The 16,330-nt window shown below is 42.9% G+C and carries 15 protein-coding genes, 1 tRNA gene and 1 pseudogene; 11 read left to right on the plus strand and 6 right to left on the minus strand.

The annotated features are described in order from the left end of the window. Positions 1-865: 865 nt before the first annotated feature. Both WDV74_RS12895 and WDV74_RS12900 read right to left on the minus strand, forming a co-directional pair. Positions 866-1,107: pseudogene (locus tag WDV74_RS12895) on the minus strand (Arm DNA-binding domain-containing protein); the annotation flags it as partial. 161 nt (positions 1,108-1,268) lie between these two features. Further along, positions 1,269-1,345 (minus strand) — tRNA-Arg (locus WDV74_RS12900). Between the two features lie 190 nt (positions 1,346-1,535). On the opposite strand from WDV74_RS12900, the gene folD reads away from it, so the two are divergent. From folD to sra, 3 genes are all read left to right on the plus strand, one after another. Next, positions 1,536-2,411, plus strand: coding sequence for a bifunctional methylenetetrahydrofolate dehydrogenase/methenyltetrahydrofolate cyclohydrolase FolD (gene folD / locus WDV74_RS12905; protein WP_338883176.1), 876 nt, complete (start codon positions 1,536-1,538; stop codon positions 2,409-2,411). Next, a complete protein-coding gene (ybcJ, locus tag WDV74_RS12910) occupies positions 2,411-2,623 on the plus strand; it encodes a ribosome-associated protein YbcJ (protein WP_338883177.1) in 213 nt (70 codons plus the stop codon). Before folD ends, ybcJ begins: the two co-directional genes overlap by 1 nt. A 452-nt stretch (positions 2,624-3,075) precedes the next feature. Then, on the plus strand, positions 3,076-3,312 hold the full coding sequence (gene sra, locus WDV74_RS12915) for a stationary-phase-induced ribosome-associated protein (RefSeq protein WP_338883179.1): 237 nt from the start codon (positions 3,076-3,078) through the stop codon (positions 3,310-3,312). Positions 3,313-3,448: 136 nt separating this feature from the next. Here the strand turns inward: sra and cysS are convergent, their stop codons facing one another. Further along, positions 3,449-4,831, minus strand: a complete 1,383-nt coding sequence (gene cysS / locus WDV74_RS12920) for a cysteine--tRNA ligase (protein WP_338883180.1) — start codon at positions 4,829-4,831, stop codon at positions 3,449-3,451. 271 nt (positions 4,832-5,102) lie between these two features. Between cysS and ppiB the strand changes: the two genes are divergently transcribed. The 4 genes from ppiB to purK all read left to right on the plus strand — a co-directional run bounded on the left by ppiB (position 5,103) and on the right by purK (position 8,109). Next, positions 5,103-5,597, plus strand: coding sequence for a peptidylprolyl isomerase B (ppiB, locus tag WDV74_RS12925; RefSeq protein WP_338883181.1), 495 nt, complete (start codon positions 5,103-5,105; stop codon positions 5,595-5,597). A 17-nt stretch (positions 5,598-5,614) separates the two neighbouring features. After that, the gene (gene lpxH, locus WDV74_RS12930) at positions 5,615-6,337 is read left to right on the plus strand and encodes a UDP-2,3-diacylglucosamine diphosphatase (protein ID WP_189759619.1); all 723 of its coding nucleotides are present in this window, start codon (positions 5,615-5,617) and stop codon (positions 6,335-6,337) included. A gap of 177 nt (positions 6,338-6,514) precedes the next feature. Beyond that, complete coding sequence (purE, locus tag WDV74_RS12935) at positions 6,515-7,039, plus strand: 5-(carboxyamino)imidazole ribonucleotide mutase (protein ID WP_223281696.1); 525 nt, start codon at positions 6,515-6,517, stop codon at positions 7,037-7,039. Then, entirely contained in the window at positions 7,036-8,109 is a 1,074-nt protein-coding gene (purK, locus tag WDV74_RS12940; protein WP_338883182.1) for a 5-(carboxyamino)imidazole ribonucleotide synthase, read from the plus strand. Before purE ends, purK begins: the two co-directional genes overlap by 4 nt. Positions 8,110-8,176: 67 nt before the next feature. Here purK and WDV74_RS12945 read toward each other — a convergent pair whose 3' ends face one another. Further along, positions 8,177-8,791, minus strand: a complete 615-nt coding sequence (locus WDV74_RS12945) for a riboflavin synthase subunit alpha (protein WP_338883183.1) — start codon at positions 8,789-8,791, stop codon at positions 8,177-8,179. Between the two features lie 409 nt (positions 8,792-9,200). Between WDV74_RS12945 and WDV74_RS12950 the strand changes: the two genes are divergently transcribed. Genes WDV74_RS12950 through WDV74_RS12960 form a run of 3 tightly spaced genes read left to right on the plus strand, consistent with a single transcriptional unit; the run spans position 9,201 to position 12,419 of the window. Continuing rightward, the gene (locus WDV74_RS12950) at positions 9,201-9,989 is read left to right on the plus strand and encodes an outer membrane protein OmpK (RefSeq protein WP_338883184.1); all 789 of its coding nucleotides are present in this window, start codon (positions 9,201-9,203) and stop codon (positions 9,987-9,989) included. A gap of 54 nt (positions 9,990-10,043) precedes the next feature. After that, entirely contained in the window at positions 10,044-11,321 is a 1,278-nt protein-coding gene (locus tag WDV74_RS12955) for an MFS transporter (protein WP_338883186.1), read from the plus strand. Between the two features lie 42 nt (positions 11,322-11,363). Further along, positions 11,364-12,419, plus strand: coding sequence for an LLM class flavin-dependent oxidoreductase (locus WDV74_RS12960; protein WP_338883187.1), 1,056 nt, complete (start codon positions 11,364-11,366; stop codon positions 12,417-12,419). Between the two features lie 173 nt (positions 12,420-12,592). Here the strand turns inward: WDV74_RS12960 and ybbP are convergent, their stop codons facing one another. Both ybbP and ybbA read right to left on the minus strand, forming a co-directional pair. Beyond that, complete coding sequence (gene ybbP, locus WDV74_RS12965; RefSeq protein ID WP_338883188.1) at positions 12,593-15,025, minus strand: putative ABC transporter permease subunit YbbP; 2,433 nt, start codon at positions 15,023-15,025, stop codon at positions 12,593-12,595. Continuing rightward, the gene (gene ybbA / locus WDV74_RS12970) at positions 15,022-15,708 is read right to left on the minus strand and encodes a putative ABC transporter ATP-binding protein YbbA (RefSeq protein ID WP_189759625.1); all 687 of its coding nucleotides are present in this window, start codon (positions 15,706-15,708) and stop codon (positions 15,022-15,024) included. Before ybbA ends, ybbP begins: the two co-directional genes overlap by 4 nt. On the opposite strand from ybbA, the gene tesA reads away from it, so the two are divergent. After that, positions 15,679-16,311: a multifunctional acyl-CoA thioesterase I/protease I/lysophospholipase L1 gene (gene tesA, locus WDV74_RS12975; protein ID WP_338885611.1), complete on the plus strand. Its 633-nt coding sequence runs from the start codon at positions 15,679-15,681 to the stop codon at positions 16,309-16,311. The two genes, ybbA and tesA, sit on opposite strands and share 30 nt — an antisense overlap. The last annotated feature ends 19 nt before the right edge of the window (positions 16,312-16,330 follow it).

Genomic DNA, 16,330 nt, shown 5'->3' on the forward strand with positions numbered 1-16,330 from the left:
TTGATAGCGATAGATGTCAAATGAAAAAATACAGTAATTTCATTATCTTACAAATAGATATATTTATAACAGATAACTGAGAAGGGGTTAACCAGCTATGAATATACTATTGATAAAATCAATTGAAATTTAATATTAATCCTACCTCTTTATATACATCATATATCATATTTATTGGTAAAATAAATATCTATTATTATCTAATGTATTTAAATAGACATAAATGGTTATATTAAAAAATATTACACACTTACTTAATATTAGTAATGATAAACTCATTTGTTTCATATTTGTGAAATTTATTAAAATATCAGATAGATCGTGTAATATAAATACGATATAAAAATTTTTATTGGAAATGTATCTAAACTTTTATCTACCTATTGAAATTTTCCATAAAAATAATAAGAAAATTCATATTTCATGTTCATCTTTCTTTTCAATATATGGCGTACTATATCAACAGGTTTGTGAAATATTGTAGAATTTCAAATACACAGGTCAGGAAGTGTTACTATATTCTTTAGATAGCATAAAAATCTATGGTCTGAAGCGGTCAATAAAAATTGGTCACAAACTTAGCATTCCCCCAAATAATCGCTCTGATTCCTTGGGTGTCAACCCACTGTTATACCAATGGAGCCGGAACTAACTATAATAACCCGCTATATAATTTGTGATTGAGATAAAGGCAAATTCTGGGCTGAAACTTTTTTTCATTATGTCACCTGTCTGATTGTTGAGGTCAGAATATTACCTTTACGACAGTGACCAAAATCAGTGCGCCACTTCATCAATAAACATGTTGCTATTGAGTTAGCTGGCTTCAGCTATAACCTCTCAAAGCAATAAGGAAGTCTTCTATCGGATCATTACCATCCGATAGCGTCCGCCGCGCATCATTTCTCTTGGTTCGAACTTCGGCAAGGGAGATTTCAGGATATACCCCTAACGCGAGCAATTTTTCTTTGCCTGCGATCCGATACGTTAACCTCCAATAGCGAAAGCCATTAGGGTTAACCAATAGATATAATCCGCCACCATCTGCAAGTTTAAGGGTTTTTCTTTCGGCTTTGCAGTGTCCACCTGTCGGGCTGTTAGCTTCACTTGGGGGTATCTCACTTCATTGAACCTGAATGTACCCCTAAATGTGCCCCTGATCGTAGATTTCAATATACCTTACTAGACTACAGGAGAACGGGAAAAGGCTAATACTGCGGATTTACTGGGGTTTTGTAGACTTTGGAAGACGTTACGATATGAATGGATGGTACGCCCTACAGGATTCGAACCTGTGACCTACGGCTTAGAAGGCCGTTGCTCTATCCAGCTGAGCTAAGGGCGCATTAGGGGATATAGAATAAGGAACATTATTAATGCCTTAACGCAGCACCGGATTATACGGGCATAATGGAATGAGTCAATGCCCTTTTCGCTCATATGTTCATTTTATGGTTATTAATAAAACTGACAGGCGGTTCATGTTCTGACAAAATAGTCCCCATTCCTATACTTGATAGTGGAATCTTAAATACATGTCAGCAAAAATTATTGATGGGAAAACGATTGCGCAGACAATCAGAAACGAAGTTGCAGAAAAAGTCAGGCAGCGCGTTGCCGCCGGAAAACGAGCACCAGGTCTTGCCGTCGTTTTAGTGGGAGAAAACCCAGCTTCTCAAATTTATGTCGCCAGCAAACGCCGCGCCTGCGAAGAGGTCGGGTTTATGTCCCGCTCTTATGACTTGCCTGATACTACCAGCGAGGCCGAATTACTCTCCCTGATAGATGACCTGAACGCCGATGCGCAAATCGATGGTATTTTGGTTCAACTCCCTTTACCTGCCGGCATTGATAATGTCAAAGTACTGGAACGCATTCATCCCGATAAGGATGTGGATGGTTTCCATCCTTATAATATCGGCCGTTTGTGCCAGCGCGCCCCTAAACTGCGCCCTTGTACTCCCCGTGGAATTGTAACTCTGCTTGAACGATGCAATATCAATACCTATGGGCTAAATGCCGTTATTATTGGCGCTTCTAATATCGTTGGGCGCCCTATGAGCCTTGAATTGCTGTTGGCAGGCTGTACAACTACTGTAACGCATCGCTTTACCAAAAACTTACGTCAGCATGTTGAACAAGCGGATTTACTCGTCGTTGCGGTTGGTAAACCCAACTTTATTCCTGGTGAGTGGATTAAGCCGGGCGCAATTGTGATTGATGTTGGTATCAATCGGCTGGAAAATGGCAAAGTCATTGGTGATGTTGATTTCGATAAGGCGTCCGAACGCGCAAGTTGGATCTCCCCCGTACCTGGCGGTGTCGGACCAATGACCGTTGCAACATTGATTCAAAATACCTTGCAAGCTTGCGAGGAATATCATGATGTGGATATAACTGAAGGTTATTGATGGAAATTTTTTATTTAGATGGTCACCCTTATGTCGAGTTATGTGATTTGCTGAAATTTCAAGGCTGGTGTGAAAGTGGTGCTGCGGCGAAAACCGTGATTGCAGAAGGTTTGGTTCAGGTTGATAGCCAACTCGAAACGCGTAAACGCTGTAAAATTACTGCCGGTAAGGTTGTTGCCTTTAATGGCGAATCTGTTCGCGTTGAAGCATAACTCAATAGGTAAACATTACCACTAATACTTTTCAGAAAAACAGTACCTTAATATACAAGGTACTGTTTTTTTTATTTTATATATACCAATCGTCTTTCAAGATGCGTCTTATTATTATCTCCCCGCTACGCGGGGAGATATAAACAATCACATTGAGTTGCAATTTACAACACGATATGAAACTTGATGTTTCCCCCGCTTCGCAGGGGCAATCATACGCATCTTGAAGTTAGATTGGTATAAACCAGTACAAGGTGATATATAAAATTAAATAATATGATGTCAATAATAACATCAATATTATTGGCAGATATTGTTTTTTCTGGCTACGGATTTATCTGTTTTTATTCGAAAAATATGTGACATTGACGATATATTGATAAACAATCATATCAATTTTTTAATAAGTCGCTATACTGGGAAACTTATGTACAACTGAAACGGAGTTAATTATGTTAAGTAATAGAGCTGCAAGAAGGTTGTTAGGTTTGCCTTATAAATTAAGTAATTCTAAACGCAGAGTAAAAATTTCTCTTCTTAATCCTGCTTCCAGTGATAACACTCATCAAATACCAGAACATCTGAGCCATTCTTCTTTCGTTGCCATGAAACGAGATGCGGTTTCTGGAAAAGTCACGTATCACGCTGGAAATGCTTTCTATCCTAAGCACTTAAGCAGTCATCAATAAATTTGTCGGTTTTATTCCGCTCATTTATACAAACCAAAACTACAACTAAAAAATCTCGCTAAGAAAGCGTAAAGACATTAAAAACTGAACCGCCCATCTAAGGGGCGGTTCTGGTGATCAAAAAAGCAAAAATCGATTATTTACGGCGCCATGTTGTTCCTTGTGGGCCATCTTCTAGCTCAATTCCCATTTCATTTAACTGATCGCGCGCCGCATCAGCCAATGACCATTCTTTGTTTTTACGGGCATCGTTACGCTGTTTGATTAATGCTTCAATTCGGGCAACATCGTCGTCCGCCTGTGCTCCGCCTTGCAAAAAGTGTTCTGGATCTTGTTCCAACAGACCAAGGATCCCTGCTAATTTACGTAACCTTGCCGCCAGACCATTAGCCGCAACCATGTCTTCGGTCTTCAAACGATTAAGCTCACGCGCCATATCAAACAAGACTGAATACGCTTCTGGTGTATTGAAATCATCGTTCATTGCTTCAACGAAACGAGCTTCAAACGCTTCCCCACCAGCAAGTTGGGCGAATTTATCCGTGCCACGCAGAGAAGTATACAAACGTTCAAGGGATGTGCGCGCCTGTTTCAGGTTCTCTTCCGTATAATTCAACTGGCTGCGATAGTGGCCGGACAACAAGAAATAACGCACGGTCTCAGCATCGTAATATTCCAGCACATCACGGATAGTAAAGAAGTTGTTCAATGACTTGGACATCTTCTCTTTATCCACCATGACCATGCCGGAGTGCATCCAATAATTGACGTAAGGACCATCATGGGCACAAGTGGATTGGGCAATTTCATTTTCATGATGCGGGAACATTAAATCAGAACCGCCACCGTGGATATCAAAGTGGTGACCCAGCGTCTTGCCGTTCATGGCGGAACATTCGATATGCCAACCCGGACGTCCTGCTCCCCACGGAGATTCCCAGCTCGGCTCGCCTGGTTTGGACATTTTCCATAATACAAAATCCATCGGGTTACGTTTTACATCTGCCACTTCAACACGGGCACCCGCTTGTAATTGCTCCAAATCCTGGCGGGAGAGCAGGCCATAATGAGGATTGGTGTCGATGGAGAACATGACGTCACCATTAGCGGCAACATAAGCGTGCCCGCGCTTAATCAGCTCTTCCGTGATGGCAATGATCTCTGGGATATGCTGCGTTGCACGAGGCTCTAAATCCGGGCGCAAGATATTCAATGCATCAAAATCGCTGTGCATTTCTGCCAACATGCGTGCGGTCAAATCGTCACAACTTTCATTATTTTCGATGGCGCGTTTAATAATTTTATCATCCACGTCAGTGACGTTACGGACATACGTCAGATTATATCCCAGATAACGCAGGTAACGAGCAATCACATCAAATGCCACAAATGTTCGGCCATGACCAATATGACACAAGTCATAAATGGTGATACCACACACGTACATGCCCACTTTTCCTTCGTGAATCGGCTTAAATTCTTCTTTTTGACGGCTGAGAGTGTTGAAAATTTTTAGCATCAGTGGGTTTCCGTAAAAATTAATGTACGTGTAATAAAATCAAATGAATTGGGTGATTATAGGCTTCTTTATCAGCAAGATAAATAAATGAGAATATAGAAAAGCCAGACGAGTATTTCACCTTGATATGCAATGCTTTGCAAGTGCCATAAACCGCCTTGTTCTGATACGTCTCAGAATACTGACTCAAAATCTGAGATATGATATAACAACGGTTGTTCCGAATCCCCTAAATACAGGGTCAATCAAAACTATTACTAGGATTTCTATTATGGTGACTTTCCACACCAACTTTGGCGATATCGTAATCAAAACCTTCTCTGATAAAGCACCTGTAACTGTTGAAAATTTCCTGAGTTACTGCTCGGAAGGTTTTTATGACAACACTATTTTTCACCGTGTTATCAATGGCTTCATGATTCAAGGCGGTGGCTTTGAACCAGGTATGAAGCAGAAAACAACTAAGGCTCCTGTCAAAAACGAAGCCAACAATGGACTGAAAAACAGCCGTGGCACTATCGCTATGGCACGCACCAATGATCCACACTCTGCAACTGCCCAGTTCTTCATTAACGTTGTCGATAACGATTTCCTGAACTTCCGTTCAGAGCGTCCAGATGGATGGGGTTACTGTGTATTTGCCGAAGTTGTTGAAGGCATGGACGTGGTTGATAAAATTAAAGGTGTTTCCACCGGTCGCAGCGGTATGCACCAAGATGTACCACATGAAGATGTGATCATTGAACGTGTCACTGTTGGCGAATAATTACTGTTAGACGCTACATGAGTACACTGTTTATTGCAGATTTGCATCTCAGTGAACAAGAGCCGGCAATTACTGCCGGTTTTCTGCGTTTTTTACGTGAAGATGCAATCCACGCTGAAAGTCTTTATATTCTCGGTGATTTTTTTGATTACTGGATTGGTGATGATGATCCCAACCCATTGCATACCAAAATCGCCCAGGCCCTTAATGAACTGAAACAACAAGGTATTCCCTGTTATTTCATGCATGGCAATCGTGATTTCTTGCTCGGCTCCCGTTTTGCCAGAGAGAGCGGTTTGATTCTGCTTCCACAGGAAGAAGTGCTGGAGTTGCATGGTAAACGTATTCTGATTTTGCATGGCGATACGCTATGCACCGATGATATCAACTATCAGCAATATCGTAAGCGGGTACATACTCCGTGGATACAACGGCTATTCCTGTTTCTCCCTTTATTTATCCGTTTAAAAATTGCAGCCAAAATGCGAGCAGGTAGCCACTATGCCAACAGCCAAAAATCCGCGTCTATTATGGATGTCAACCAAGAGGCTGTTATTGAGCATTTTAATAAATATCAAACAGATTGGATCATTCACGGGCATACTCATCGTCCAGCAATACACGATATTCAGATTGGCGATAAGACCGTGCATCGCGGTGTATTAGGGGCCTGGCATGAGCAAGGTTCGATGTTCAAAGTTACAGAAACGGCTATTGAATTGATATCCTTCTCTTTCTAAGCAACTTGCTTATTTTGTAAAAATCGATAAATCAAACGACGCAAACGTTTTCCTCATGCTATTGGCATGATATGATCCGCCATCTAAAATTTCATCTTTGTTCTGGTAGACACCCAATACAGGAGCATCCGATTTATGACGTCCAGCTCTGATCCCACACTAGCTATTACTCCTACAATGACTTTTCCAACAGAAATAGAATCCCAAAACCACGCCAAAGTCGCCATTGTCATGGGTTCTAAAAGTGACTGGGCAACCATGCAACATGCAGCCGATATCCTGACCGATCTCGCCATTCCTTTTCATGTTGAAATTGTTTCGGCACACCGAACGCCAGATAAACTTTTTCGTTTCGCAGAACAAGCGAAAGAAAACGGTTTTGATGTCATTATCGCGGGCGCAGGTGGGGCAGCACATCTACCAGGAATGTTGGCAGCCAAAACTTTAGTGCCTGTGTTTGGGGTTCCTGTACAAAGCGCTGCGCTTAGCGGTGTTGATAGCCTGTATTCTATCGTCCAAATGCCAAAGGGCATTCCTGTTGGTACACTGGCTATCGGCAAGGCTGGAGCCGCAAATGCCGCATTACTGGCTGCGCAAGTGCTGGCGTTGCATGACAGTGCACTGTTTCAACGTTTATCAGATTGGCGCAGTGAGCAAACCCAGGCTGTTCTGGATAATCCAGATCCACGGGAGGATGCATGAAGCCCGTTTGTGTATTGGGAAATGGTCAGTTAGGCAGAATGCTGCGTCAAGCCGGTGAACCGTTGGGGATCGCTGTTTATCCTGTCGGGTTAGATGCCGAACCAGAGGCAGTGCCTTACCAAAGCAGTGTGATCACCGCAGAAATTGAACGTTGGCCCGAAACCGCATTAACCCGCGAACTGGCTCATCATCAGGCTTTTATCAATCGTGAGATTTTTCCGCAACTGGCGGATCGTTTGCCACAAAAACAGCTCATGGATACGTTGGGTCTGGCAACCGCACCGTGGAAACTGCTTTCCTCTCCCGAACAATGGCCACAACTATTTGCAGAATTAGGCGATTTTATTATTGTCAAGCGACGGACTGGGGGCTATGACGGGCGTGGTCAGTGGCGTATCCGCCCAGGTGATGAAACAACGCTTCCACCTGAAATTTACGGTGAATGTATTGTAGAACAGGGTATTCCGTTTTCGGGAGAAGTCTCGCTGGTGGGAGCCCGTAATGCCAAAGGTGAATCAGTCTTCTATACTCTGACTCACAATTTGCATCAGGAAGGTATCTTACGTACCAGTGTTGCTTTACCTGATAATAGTGCCGATAAGCCATTTCAACAGCAAGCAGAGCAGATGCTATCCAGCATCATGAATCACCTGAATTATGTTGGTGTTATGGCGATGGAGTGTTTTATTATTGGTGATAATTTGCTGATCAATGAATTGGCTCCACGGGTTCATAATAGCGGCCACTGGACGCAAAACGGTGCTTCTATCAGCCAGTTTGAACTTCACCTGCGGGCGATCTTGAATCTTCCTATGCCACAACCAGAAATCTTTGCACCATCCGTTATGATCAATCTGATCGGCACAGAGGTGAATCCCGCATGGCTGAATTTGCCGCTGGTTCGTTTACATTGGTATGAAAAAGATGTTCGTCCTGCACGTAAGGTAGGTCACTTAAATGTTATCCATGCAGATAAAGGGACATTGGAAACAACGTTGCAAACATTAGCCTCGCTATTGCCAGCAGAATATCAAAGCAGTCTTAAATGGGCACAAGATAAATTAAGTTAATCGGTTATTTTAGGAAGTGGTAACGATTAACATAAACTACCACTTCCCATTCCAGCCCGGTCAGCGATTATCGCATTCTTGATAGCGTTCGGGACAGTGTATCCACGATAGTTCTTGTCGTTTGATCTATTTCATAATTAAGGAAATCACCGACCTTAATCTTACTGAGATTGGTCATTCTTAATGTTTCCGGGATCAGGTTTAAAGCAATTGTCTTATTTTCTTCATCAATGCCATTAATGGTTAAACTACAACCATGTAATCCAATAAAACCTTTCAGGAAAAAATAGTTAATATTGTCTTGAGGTATCCGAATAACTAACCGATAAGTTTCACCAGTCACAGTAAACTCTACCACTTCTGCTATACCTTCTATATGCCCATAAAGATTATGTCCGCCATTTTCTTTATGCATCTGATGTGAGCGTTCAATGTTGACTTCATCTCCCATGGAAAGCAACTTTAATGTGGTGGTATCGGCAGTAAAGTCAGAAATATCAAAAGAAACGCTATCGCCACTAAATTGGGTAACAGTCAGGCATGTACCATCAATCGCAACACTGGCCCCGACTGTAACATCATCAAAAAAATGATTATTATTGCTAATAATCAGTGTGCTAAACCCATTATTTTTATTGAGCGATAATACCCTTTCTTTTCCTTGTACAATACCTGTATACATAATTACCCTCTTCTACTTTATATCAAATCATTTCAATCTTAATACTTTTATCATAATTTAATTATTTTATTTAAAAGCAATTAAATAATTGTGATGAATATCGGCATATTAATATACCAATCTAACTTCAATATGCGTGTTATTTCTCCCCGCTTAGCGGGGAGAAATCAGGTTTCATTTAATGTTATAAATTGCAACTTAAAATTGCATTCGTATATATTCAATAACATCTTAGGTAAATTAAAAAAATATATCTATTTTATAAGGAAAAATTATTTACCTTCCCATTTATATGAAAAATAGCTTCAATTTGTTTTCATTCTCGAGAGAGAATTTTTTTGACAAAATTACCCTGTTAAGAGGATGCTATTATCCATCGCCAAGTCATAAATGTGAAAGGAGAAATCACTTGCGATTTACCAACAACTTGAAAGACCTTATGATTAGGATGGCTTTATCTCCGATCTTATTGTTATTTGTTGTCAGTTACGCCCACGCAAACAACTTTGTCAATTTTCAATCAATTGATACCAGCCTTTACTTCCAATTTGAGAATAAAGTTGCCCCTCAAAAAACCCTTTCCCCAATTGTGGAAGCGTTTGGTGATTACAAAATTGGCGATATGTATGTTTACAGTATTTGGCAAAATTCGCTGCAACACGATTACCAAGGCGACAAAAGTACCTATTACTATAAGTTTGTACCAAGGCTTAGTGCCAGCAAAATCACAGGGTATGACCTCTCCTGTGGCCCATTAAAAGATGTCTTGTTTGCCCAATGGATAGCCAAAACCAAAAACGTAAGATACGACTATTTCCCTGGTATCAGCTTTGATTGGCAAGTCGGCGGATTCAATTGGTTGCGCACTATCTTTTATTTTGAAAATAATGCTAAGGGAAACTGGAACGATCAGCGTATCCATATTGATTACGGTATTCCTTTCAGGAATCAATTGGGCGATTTCCGCATTGTAGGCACTTTCGATTATACACTGGGATTAGGTGATAACCCTGAAATGATCGATTTCAAACCCGAATTGCATTATGACTTAGGCAAAAAATTAGGCTATCAAACCGGCCATCTGTGGACTGGGGTTGTCGTGAATCCCGTCAAAAATAAGTACAAAATAAAAGATACGCCTGGCTTTCATACCAATCAATTTAGCTATGGTGTGTTTATTCGATACAGCTTTTTCTAATAAACACATAAAATAGTGCCGCTTTTAATCGTTTATATCCTTGATGGAGTCACAATGTCCATTCAACATGACAAATTCGGGCGTACTTATCAGTGGTTTTTGCTGATACTTTTAGGCATGGTCTATTTTCTATCCACAGCAACAACCTTTACGTCATTAGGTGTTGTCCTGCCGAGTATGATTAATGAACTGGGCTGGAGTTGGACAAATGCGGGGTTAGGGTTCACACTGCTCGGCCTGACTTGCGGGCTATCCAGTTTTCTGCCAACGATATTTATTCGTAAAATTGGTGTTCGTTTTACCCTGTTTACCGGCCTGCTGATTTTTCTGGCGGGTTTCTATAGCCTTTATCACACATACGCTATTTCATCCTATTTTATCGGTACGGCTTTAATGGGTATCGGTTTTACTTTTCTGGCGACAGTACCGGGCACTTATGTGATTTCACGGCTATATGAGAAACAATCCCTTGCGTTTGGTTTCTACTTCACAATCGGTGGGCTAGGTGGGGTAATTGGCCCGTGGATCTACTTTCTGGCAACTCGTATTTGGGGAACATGGCGAATGCATTGGATGATTTCCGCGATTATCCTCTCCATTTTCGTCATCCTGACGATTATTATTCTTCAGGAAGGTAAACGGGAAATCGCCCACGCCAAGGCAATAAACCAGAAACATAACAATCAGGATACACCCAGCATTTATCGCACTAAGCAACGCTGGACTGCACATCAAGCACTGCGGACGTGGCAGTTCTATGTGATTGCTGCCACTTATACCGCATTTTTGTGGTGTGGCATTACCGTCAACAGTTTTGCAGTTGCTCATATCATCGAAAATGGTTTCAGCGAAGCTATCGCCGCAGGGTTACTGAGCACGATGGCTTTTATCAATGCCTTTTCCCGCTTAGCCGGTGGTGCTGTTGGAGAGTGGGTAGAACCGAAAAAGTTACTGATTATCAGCCTGTCTATTATTATACTTGGCTTGATTGCACTGAGTATCGCCTCGTCATGGCCATTCTTGATTGCATTCACACTGTGTGTCGGAATGGGATATGGCATGACTTTCCTTGCATCCAGTGTATTGCTGGCTAACTATTTTGGCCGCAAGCCTTATCTGGAACTGTTTTCTATCATGAACCTGATATCCACCCTGGCTTGTCTGGCGCCTTTTTTCGCCGGTGCCATCAAAGATTATTCAGGCAGTTTTACCTCTGCATTCCTGATTATTGCTATTCCCGTATTTGTTGTTCTTATCGTAACATTAATGATGAAACCACCTGCTCATAAAATGAGAAAACCCGCGGTTGAAAACACCCAATTTACTCAATAAGGTAAATATGAACTGAAATAACGTAGAAACAAGGAAATAGCGATGTCAAAGAAAGAGTTCGGTGTATTTCTACCCATCGCCAAAGGTGGGTGGATCATATCCAAAAACACACCACTACTGGATGCGTCTTATAAACAGAACCGAGAGGCTGCTATTTTGGCCGACCAGATTGGCCTTGATTTCATTATGTCCATGGGAAAATGGCGCGGGTTTGGTGGTGAAACCGATCATTGGGGCTGCTCGCTTGAATCCGTCACCATGATGGCGGGCATTGCCGAAGTGACCCACCGCGCAAAATTAATCGCAACGGTTCATGCCGGGCTGCATAATCCGGCGGTTACAGCCAAAATGATCGCCACGCTGGATCATATTAGTCAGGGACGTGCGGGGCTGAATATTGTTTCCGGTTCATTCCAAGATGAATTTGAACAAATGGGTGCATGGGATGATAGTTTGAACCATGACCAGCGTTACGCCATGACTGAAGAGTGGACTCAGGTGATCAAACGACTTTGGCGTGAGAAACAAGTCAATCATGAAGGCACTTATTTTCATTTAAGACAGTGCGTTTCTGAACCCAAACCCCTTTCCCTTCCTTACCCTTATCTCGTTTGTGCCGGCCAATCCGAACAAGGACTGCGTTTCAGTGTACGTCACACCGATGTTTGTTTTATCGGTGGCAAAGATGAGACTGAAACGCGCAATATCAGTTTAACCGCAAAGCGTATCGCTGCTGAATACAACACAACCGCTAAGACATTCTGCATGTGTACCGTCATTTGCGCTGAAACAGATGCCTATGCTGAAACCCTCGCCCAGTTCTATCGCCAAGGCTTGGATGTGGAAGCGGTCAAAAATATGATGCATAGTTTTGGCGTCGATACGGATGGGAAATGCAATGCGATGATAGAACGCTCCCAAAACGCCTTTATGACTCATACTGCCATCGGTACACCAGATACCTGCTACAAGCAAATAACAAATTTAATGCGTACTTGTGAGTTGGATGGCGTTATGTTGATTTTCCCCGATTACATAAAAGGATTAAAGATTTTTGGCGATCAGATCCTGCCCAAGTTAAGAGAAGAATTTGCCTGATAATATCTGGTCAAATGACCGCTGATATACACATTAAACTTTAAGTTGCAATTTATAACACGATATGAAACCTTGATGTCTCCTCCGCAAAGCGGGGAGACATCGCACGGATCTTGAAGTTAGATTGGTATAAACCTCGTTGGTTTAAGCGAGATTTATCAAAGAGATGAAAATTATTCCGGCAAGCGCCGATATTGCCCTGGCCTCCGTAATAACCTGACGCCCAACCAGCCACCACATAGTGAAAGCAGTAAGCTACTGATGATGGGAAGCAGAAACCACATTTGCCATTGTGGTTGCCACGGAAAATCAAAGACCTGAGTCTGTAACAACCAAAGTGCAATTTCTGCACCCAATGCCGCGGCCAAACCAGCCATAAAACCAAGCAGGGCAAATTCACTCCACAATGTACGACGCAAAAGTTTTTTGCTTGCCCCTAATGTGCGATATACCACCAGTTCAAGTTGTCGCTGGCTCATGCCGACCTGAATTTGTGCCAATAACAGCAAGCCACCACAAATCATCACCAAAACGACCATCACTTCTAATGCCTTGCTAACTTGCTGCAAAATGCCTTGTGCTTGTTTGATTATCGAACCAATATCCAACATGCTGATGGTTGGGAAATGACGGTTAATTTCCGTTAGTAGCTTTCCATCACCGTCATAATGAAAGCTGGTTAACCACATTCTGGGCTGATTTTCCAACGTCTCTTTGGCGAAAATAAAAATGAAATTCGGATTTATGCTCTCCCAATCCACTTTGCGAATGCTGCTTACCGTAGTATGAAATGTTCGAGTATCTCCGGTGAATGTGAGCCTGTCTCCAAGGTTGATTTTCAACCGCTCAGCGACGCCTTGTTCTATCGAAACTTCATTCGGTTTCGGCGGCCATGTTCCCGCAATCAAGGTATTAAAAGGCGGCAATTCCGCTTTCCATGTTAAGTTCAGTTCACGACGTACCGTAGTACTATTAGGGTGTTTTTCATTTGCCCATTCCAGCGCAGATTGTCCATTCACTTCCGTCAAACGTGCCAATACTACGGGATAAAAATCAGTAGGCTCTACCTGGTATTTAGCCAATAAGTCATTAACTTGAGCAGTTTGTGGTTGGGTCATGTTAAGCAAGAAATAATTAGGGCTATCCGGCGGTAATTGCTGTTGCCATTGGTTCAATAAATCTCCCCTTGCCATAATCAGCAAAGCCAACAACATGAATGACAGGGAAAATGCCGCCAATTGGGTCATGGTCTGAAATGGCCGACACAGTAACCGATTGACTGCCAGACGCAGGCTTAACTGACGGAACGTCACACGGCGCAATAGCCATAATCCTCCCCATCCCAATAATGCCAGGAACAACGCGACAACCGGTACTCCCGCTAACAGCGACCATAATAACGGCTGAGTACCTGCCAGTAATACTAATCCTCCCGTTATGATGAATGCCACCGCAGGCAAATAATAACGCAAGGGCCAAATGGATGCTGTTACGTCACTTCTCAATACCCGTGAAGGCTGGGTAGCCATAAGTTGGCGATAAGGGCGAACACCCACTAATATGGCAATCCCAAACAGCGCAGCAACCGCCCATACCCACGGCCATATTCCCGCAGCCGGTAACATCTTAGGTAACATTCCAGCCAAAATTCGAATCAGTGCAGATTCAAAAGCCAAACCTAGAATGGAGCCTACCACTATGGCGGCCAGTAATATCACTAGCCATTGCCCAATGATCCATTGACGCAACGCCCAACGCCCTGCCCCTAATGTCTTCAAAATGGCAATCAGGTTATGTCGGCTACGGCAATAATGCGCCATAGAAACCGCCATCGCCGCGACGGCAAGGAGTAATGTCAACAAAGCTGACAGCAGTAAAAATTGCTGGGCACGCTCAATAGATTGTGCCATGACACCATTATCCTGTTTCAAGGTCAGCCAGCGTTGATCGGCTTTTAGTTGTGGCTCCACGAATTGCTGGAATGATTGGATGGCGGCAGGAGAGCCTGCAAACATATAACGGTAAGTCAAGCGACTGCCGGGTTGAATCGCTCCGGTTGCCTGGGCATCATCAATATTGATTAAAATTCGGGGAGAAATCTGAAAAGGATTGAAACCGCTGTCAGGCTCTTGCAACAGCTCCCCACGGATCTTCAACGTGGTATCCCCCACGTCAATATTACCCCCAACCTTGACACCTAATAATGTCAACAATCGTGGTGCCACCAACACAGAACCTTTTTCCGGCTTTAACCCATGCGGATTGGTTTCCAGTTCGCCATACAGCGGATAACGCGCATCTGCCGCTTTCACCTGAGCCAGTTGCGGAATATCTCCTGCATATGTCATGGTCGAAAATGAGATCTGGCGACTTAATGTCAACCCCTGTTCTTGTGCCTTTTGCAACCAGGTTTCATCAACGGGATACGAAGCCCTTAAGACAAGATCACCCGCCAGAAAATCACGGCTTTGATAATGCACACTTTGATCAATACGATCACTAATACGCCCTAATGCCAGTACACAGGCCACCGCTAAGGTCAGGGATAACCAAACAATCAAGAGAGAGGGTGTACGCCATTCACGCCAAAACCAGCGCCAGATCATGCTTCCTCCCGCAATTTGCCATCTACCAGACGTAAACGACGCTGGCAACGCGCCGCCAATTGGTTATCATGCGTGACTAAAATCAATGTGGTGGCGTAATCATGATTAAGGGAAAACAGCAAATCAGCGATGCGATCTCCTGTTTGGCGATCAAGGTTACCTGTTGGTTCATCAGCAAACAGAATTTTAGGACGAGTACAGAATGCCCGCGCCAAAGCCACCCGCTGTTGTTCTCCCCCCGAAAGCTGGGCTGGCATGTGTTTCAGGCGTTTTCCTAACCCTAATAATTCGAGTAGCTCAATGGCTTGTTCACGGCTTTGGTTTTCCGATTCACCACGCAATAGTGCCGGAAGCTGGACATTCTCCAATGCATTCAATGTGGGGATCAACATAAACGACTGAAAAACAAAACCTACATTTTCTGCCCTTAACTGCGCACGCTGCTCTTCATTCATGCGACTGATATTTTGCCCCAATAGATGAACTTCCCCTCCACTGCCATCATCTAATCCGGCAATAATGCCCAGAAGCGTTGATTTGCCTGATCCTGATTCACCAATTAATGCAATTGTCTGTGCTGGCTCGACAACCAACTCAATACCTTGCAATATATTAATTACCTGTTCCCCTTGACCGACATGTTTAGTGAGATGATGAACTTCAAGAATACTTTCTACAGCCATGTATTTTTCCTTTTATTGTTGGTGCTATGCAGTGCCAGAGCAGTGGCGGCAGATACCCTGCTTATATTAGGCGATAGCCTCAGTGCCGGATATCGTTTGCCAGTTGAGCAGTCATGGCCTGCCCTGATGGCAAAACAGTGGCAACAAGCCGGCAAAAAAACAGTCATTGTTAACGGCAGTATTAGTGGCAATACTGTAGCGCAAGGGCTTGAACGTTTGCCTGAGTTATTGAAACAGCACAATCCAAAATGGGTTTTGATCGAGCTTGGTGCTAATGATGGACTGCGTGGTTTTCCCATTCAAAACATAGAACAAGATTTGCAACAGGGCATCAATCTGATTAAACAAGCCGATGCGCAACCACTGTTAATGCAAATCCAAATTTCACCCAATTATGGAAAGCGATATACCGAATCTTTCGCCAAAATTTATCCTGTGCTTGCTAAACGTAACCAAATTCCTTTGCTGCCATTTTTCATGGAGCACGTTGCTATCAAACCAGAATGGATGCAAGATGACGGGTTGCACCCCAATCAAGCCGCACAACCCTTTATTGCTGATTGGATGTCCAACATATTGTCGGCATATATCAACTATCCTTAAGTAAAAAATATTTCTTAAT

Source organism: Xenorhabdus sp. TH1 (genome assembly GCF_037260955.1).
Classification (GTDB): Bacteria; Pseudomonadota; Gammaproteobacteria; order Enterobacterales; family Enterobacteriaceae; genus Xenorhabdus; species Xenorhabdus griffiniae.

Bases quoted from the DNA above. Each gene is read 5' to 3' on its own strand.
- ppiB (WP_338883181.1), top strand. From the start codon at position 5,103: ATGGTGACTTTCCACACCAACTTTGGCGATATCGTAATCAAAACCTTC.
- purE (WP_223281696.1), top strand. From the start codon at position 6,515: ATGACTTTTCCAACAGAAATAGAATCCCAAAACCACGCCAAAGTCGCC.
- ybcJ (WP_338883177.1), top strand. From the start codon at position 2,411: ATGGAAATTTTTTATTTAGATGGTCACCCTTATGTCGAGTTATGTGAT.
- ybbP (WP_338883188.1), bottom strand. From the start codon at position 15,025: ATGATCTGGCGCTGGTTTTGGCGTGAATGGCGTACACCCTCTCTCTTG.
- lpxH (WP_189759619.1), top strand. From the start codon at position 5,615: ATGAGTACACTGTTTATTGCAGATTTGCATCTCAGTGAACAAGAGCCG.
- ybbA (WP_189759625.1), bottom strand. From the start codon at position 15,708: ATGGCTGTAGAAAGTATTCTTGAAGTTCATCATCTCACTAAACATGTC.
- sra (WP_338883179.1), top strand. From the start codon at position 3,076: ATGTTAAGTAATAGAGCTGCAAGAAGGTTGTTAGGTTTGCCTTATAAA.
- tesA (WP_338885611.1), top strand. From the start codon at position 15,679: ATGAACTTCAAGAATACTTTCTACAGCCATGTATTTTTCCTTTTATTG.
- cysS (WP_338883180.1), bottom strand. From the start codon at position 4,831: ATGCTAAAAATTTTCAACACTCTCAGCCGTCAAAAAGAAGAATTTAAG.
- folD (WP_338883176.1), top strand. From the start codon at position 1,536: ATGTCAGCAAAAATTATTGATGGGAAAACGATTGCGCAGACAATCAGA.
- WDV74_RS12960 (WP_338883187.1), top strand. From the start codon at position 11,364: ATGTCAAAGAAAGAGTTCGGTGTATTTCTACCCATCGCCAAAGGTGGG.
- WDV74_RS12955 (WP_338883186.1), top strand. From the start codon at position 10,044: ATGTCCATTCAACATGACAAATTCGGGCGTACTTATCAGTGGTTTTTG.
- purK (WP_338883182.1), top strand. From the start codon at position 7,036: ATGAAGCCCGTTTGTGTATTGGGAAATGGTCAGTTAGGCAGAATGCTG.
- WDV74_RS12945 (WP_338883183.1), bottom strand. From the start codon at position 8,791: ATGTATACAGGTATTGTACAAGGAAAAGAAAGGGTATTATCGCTCAAT.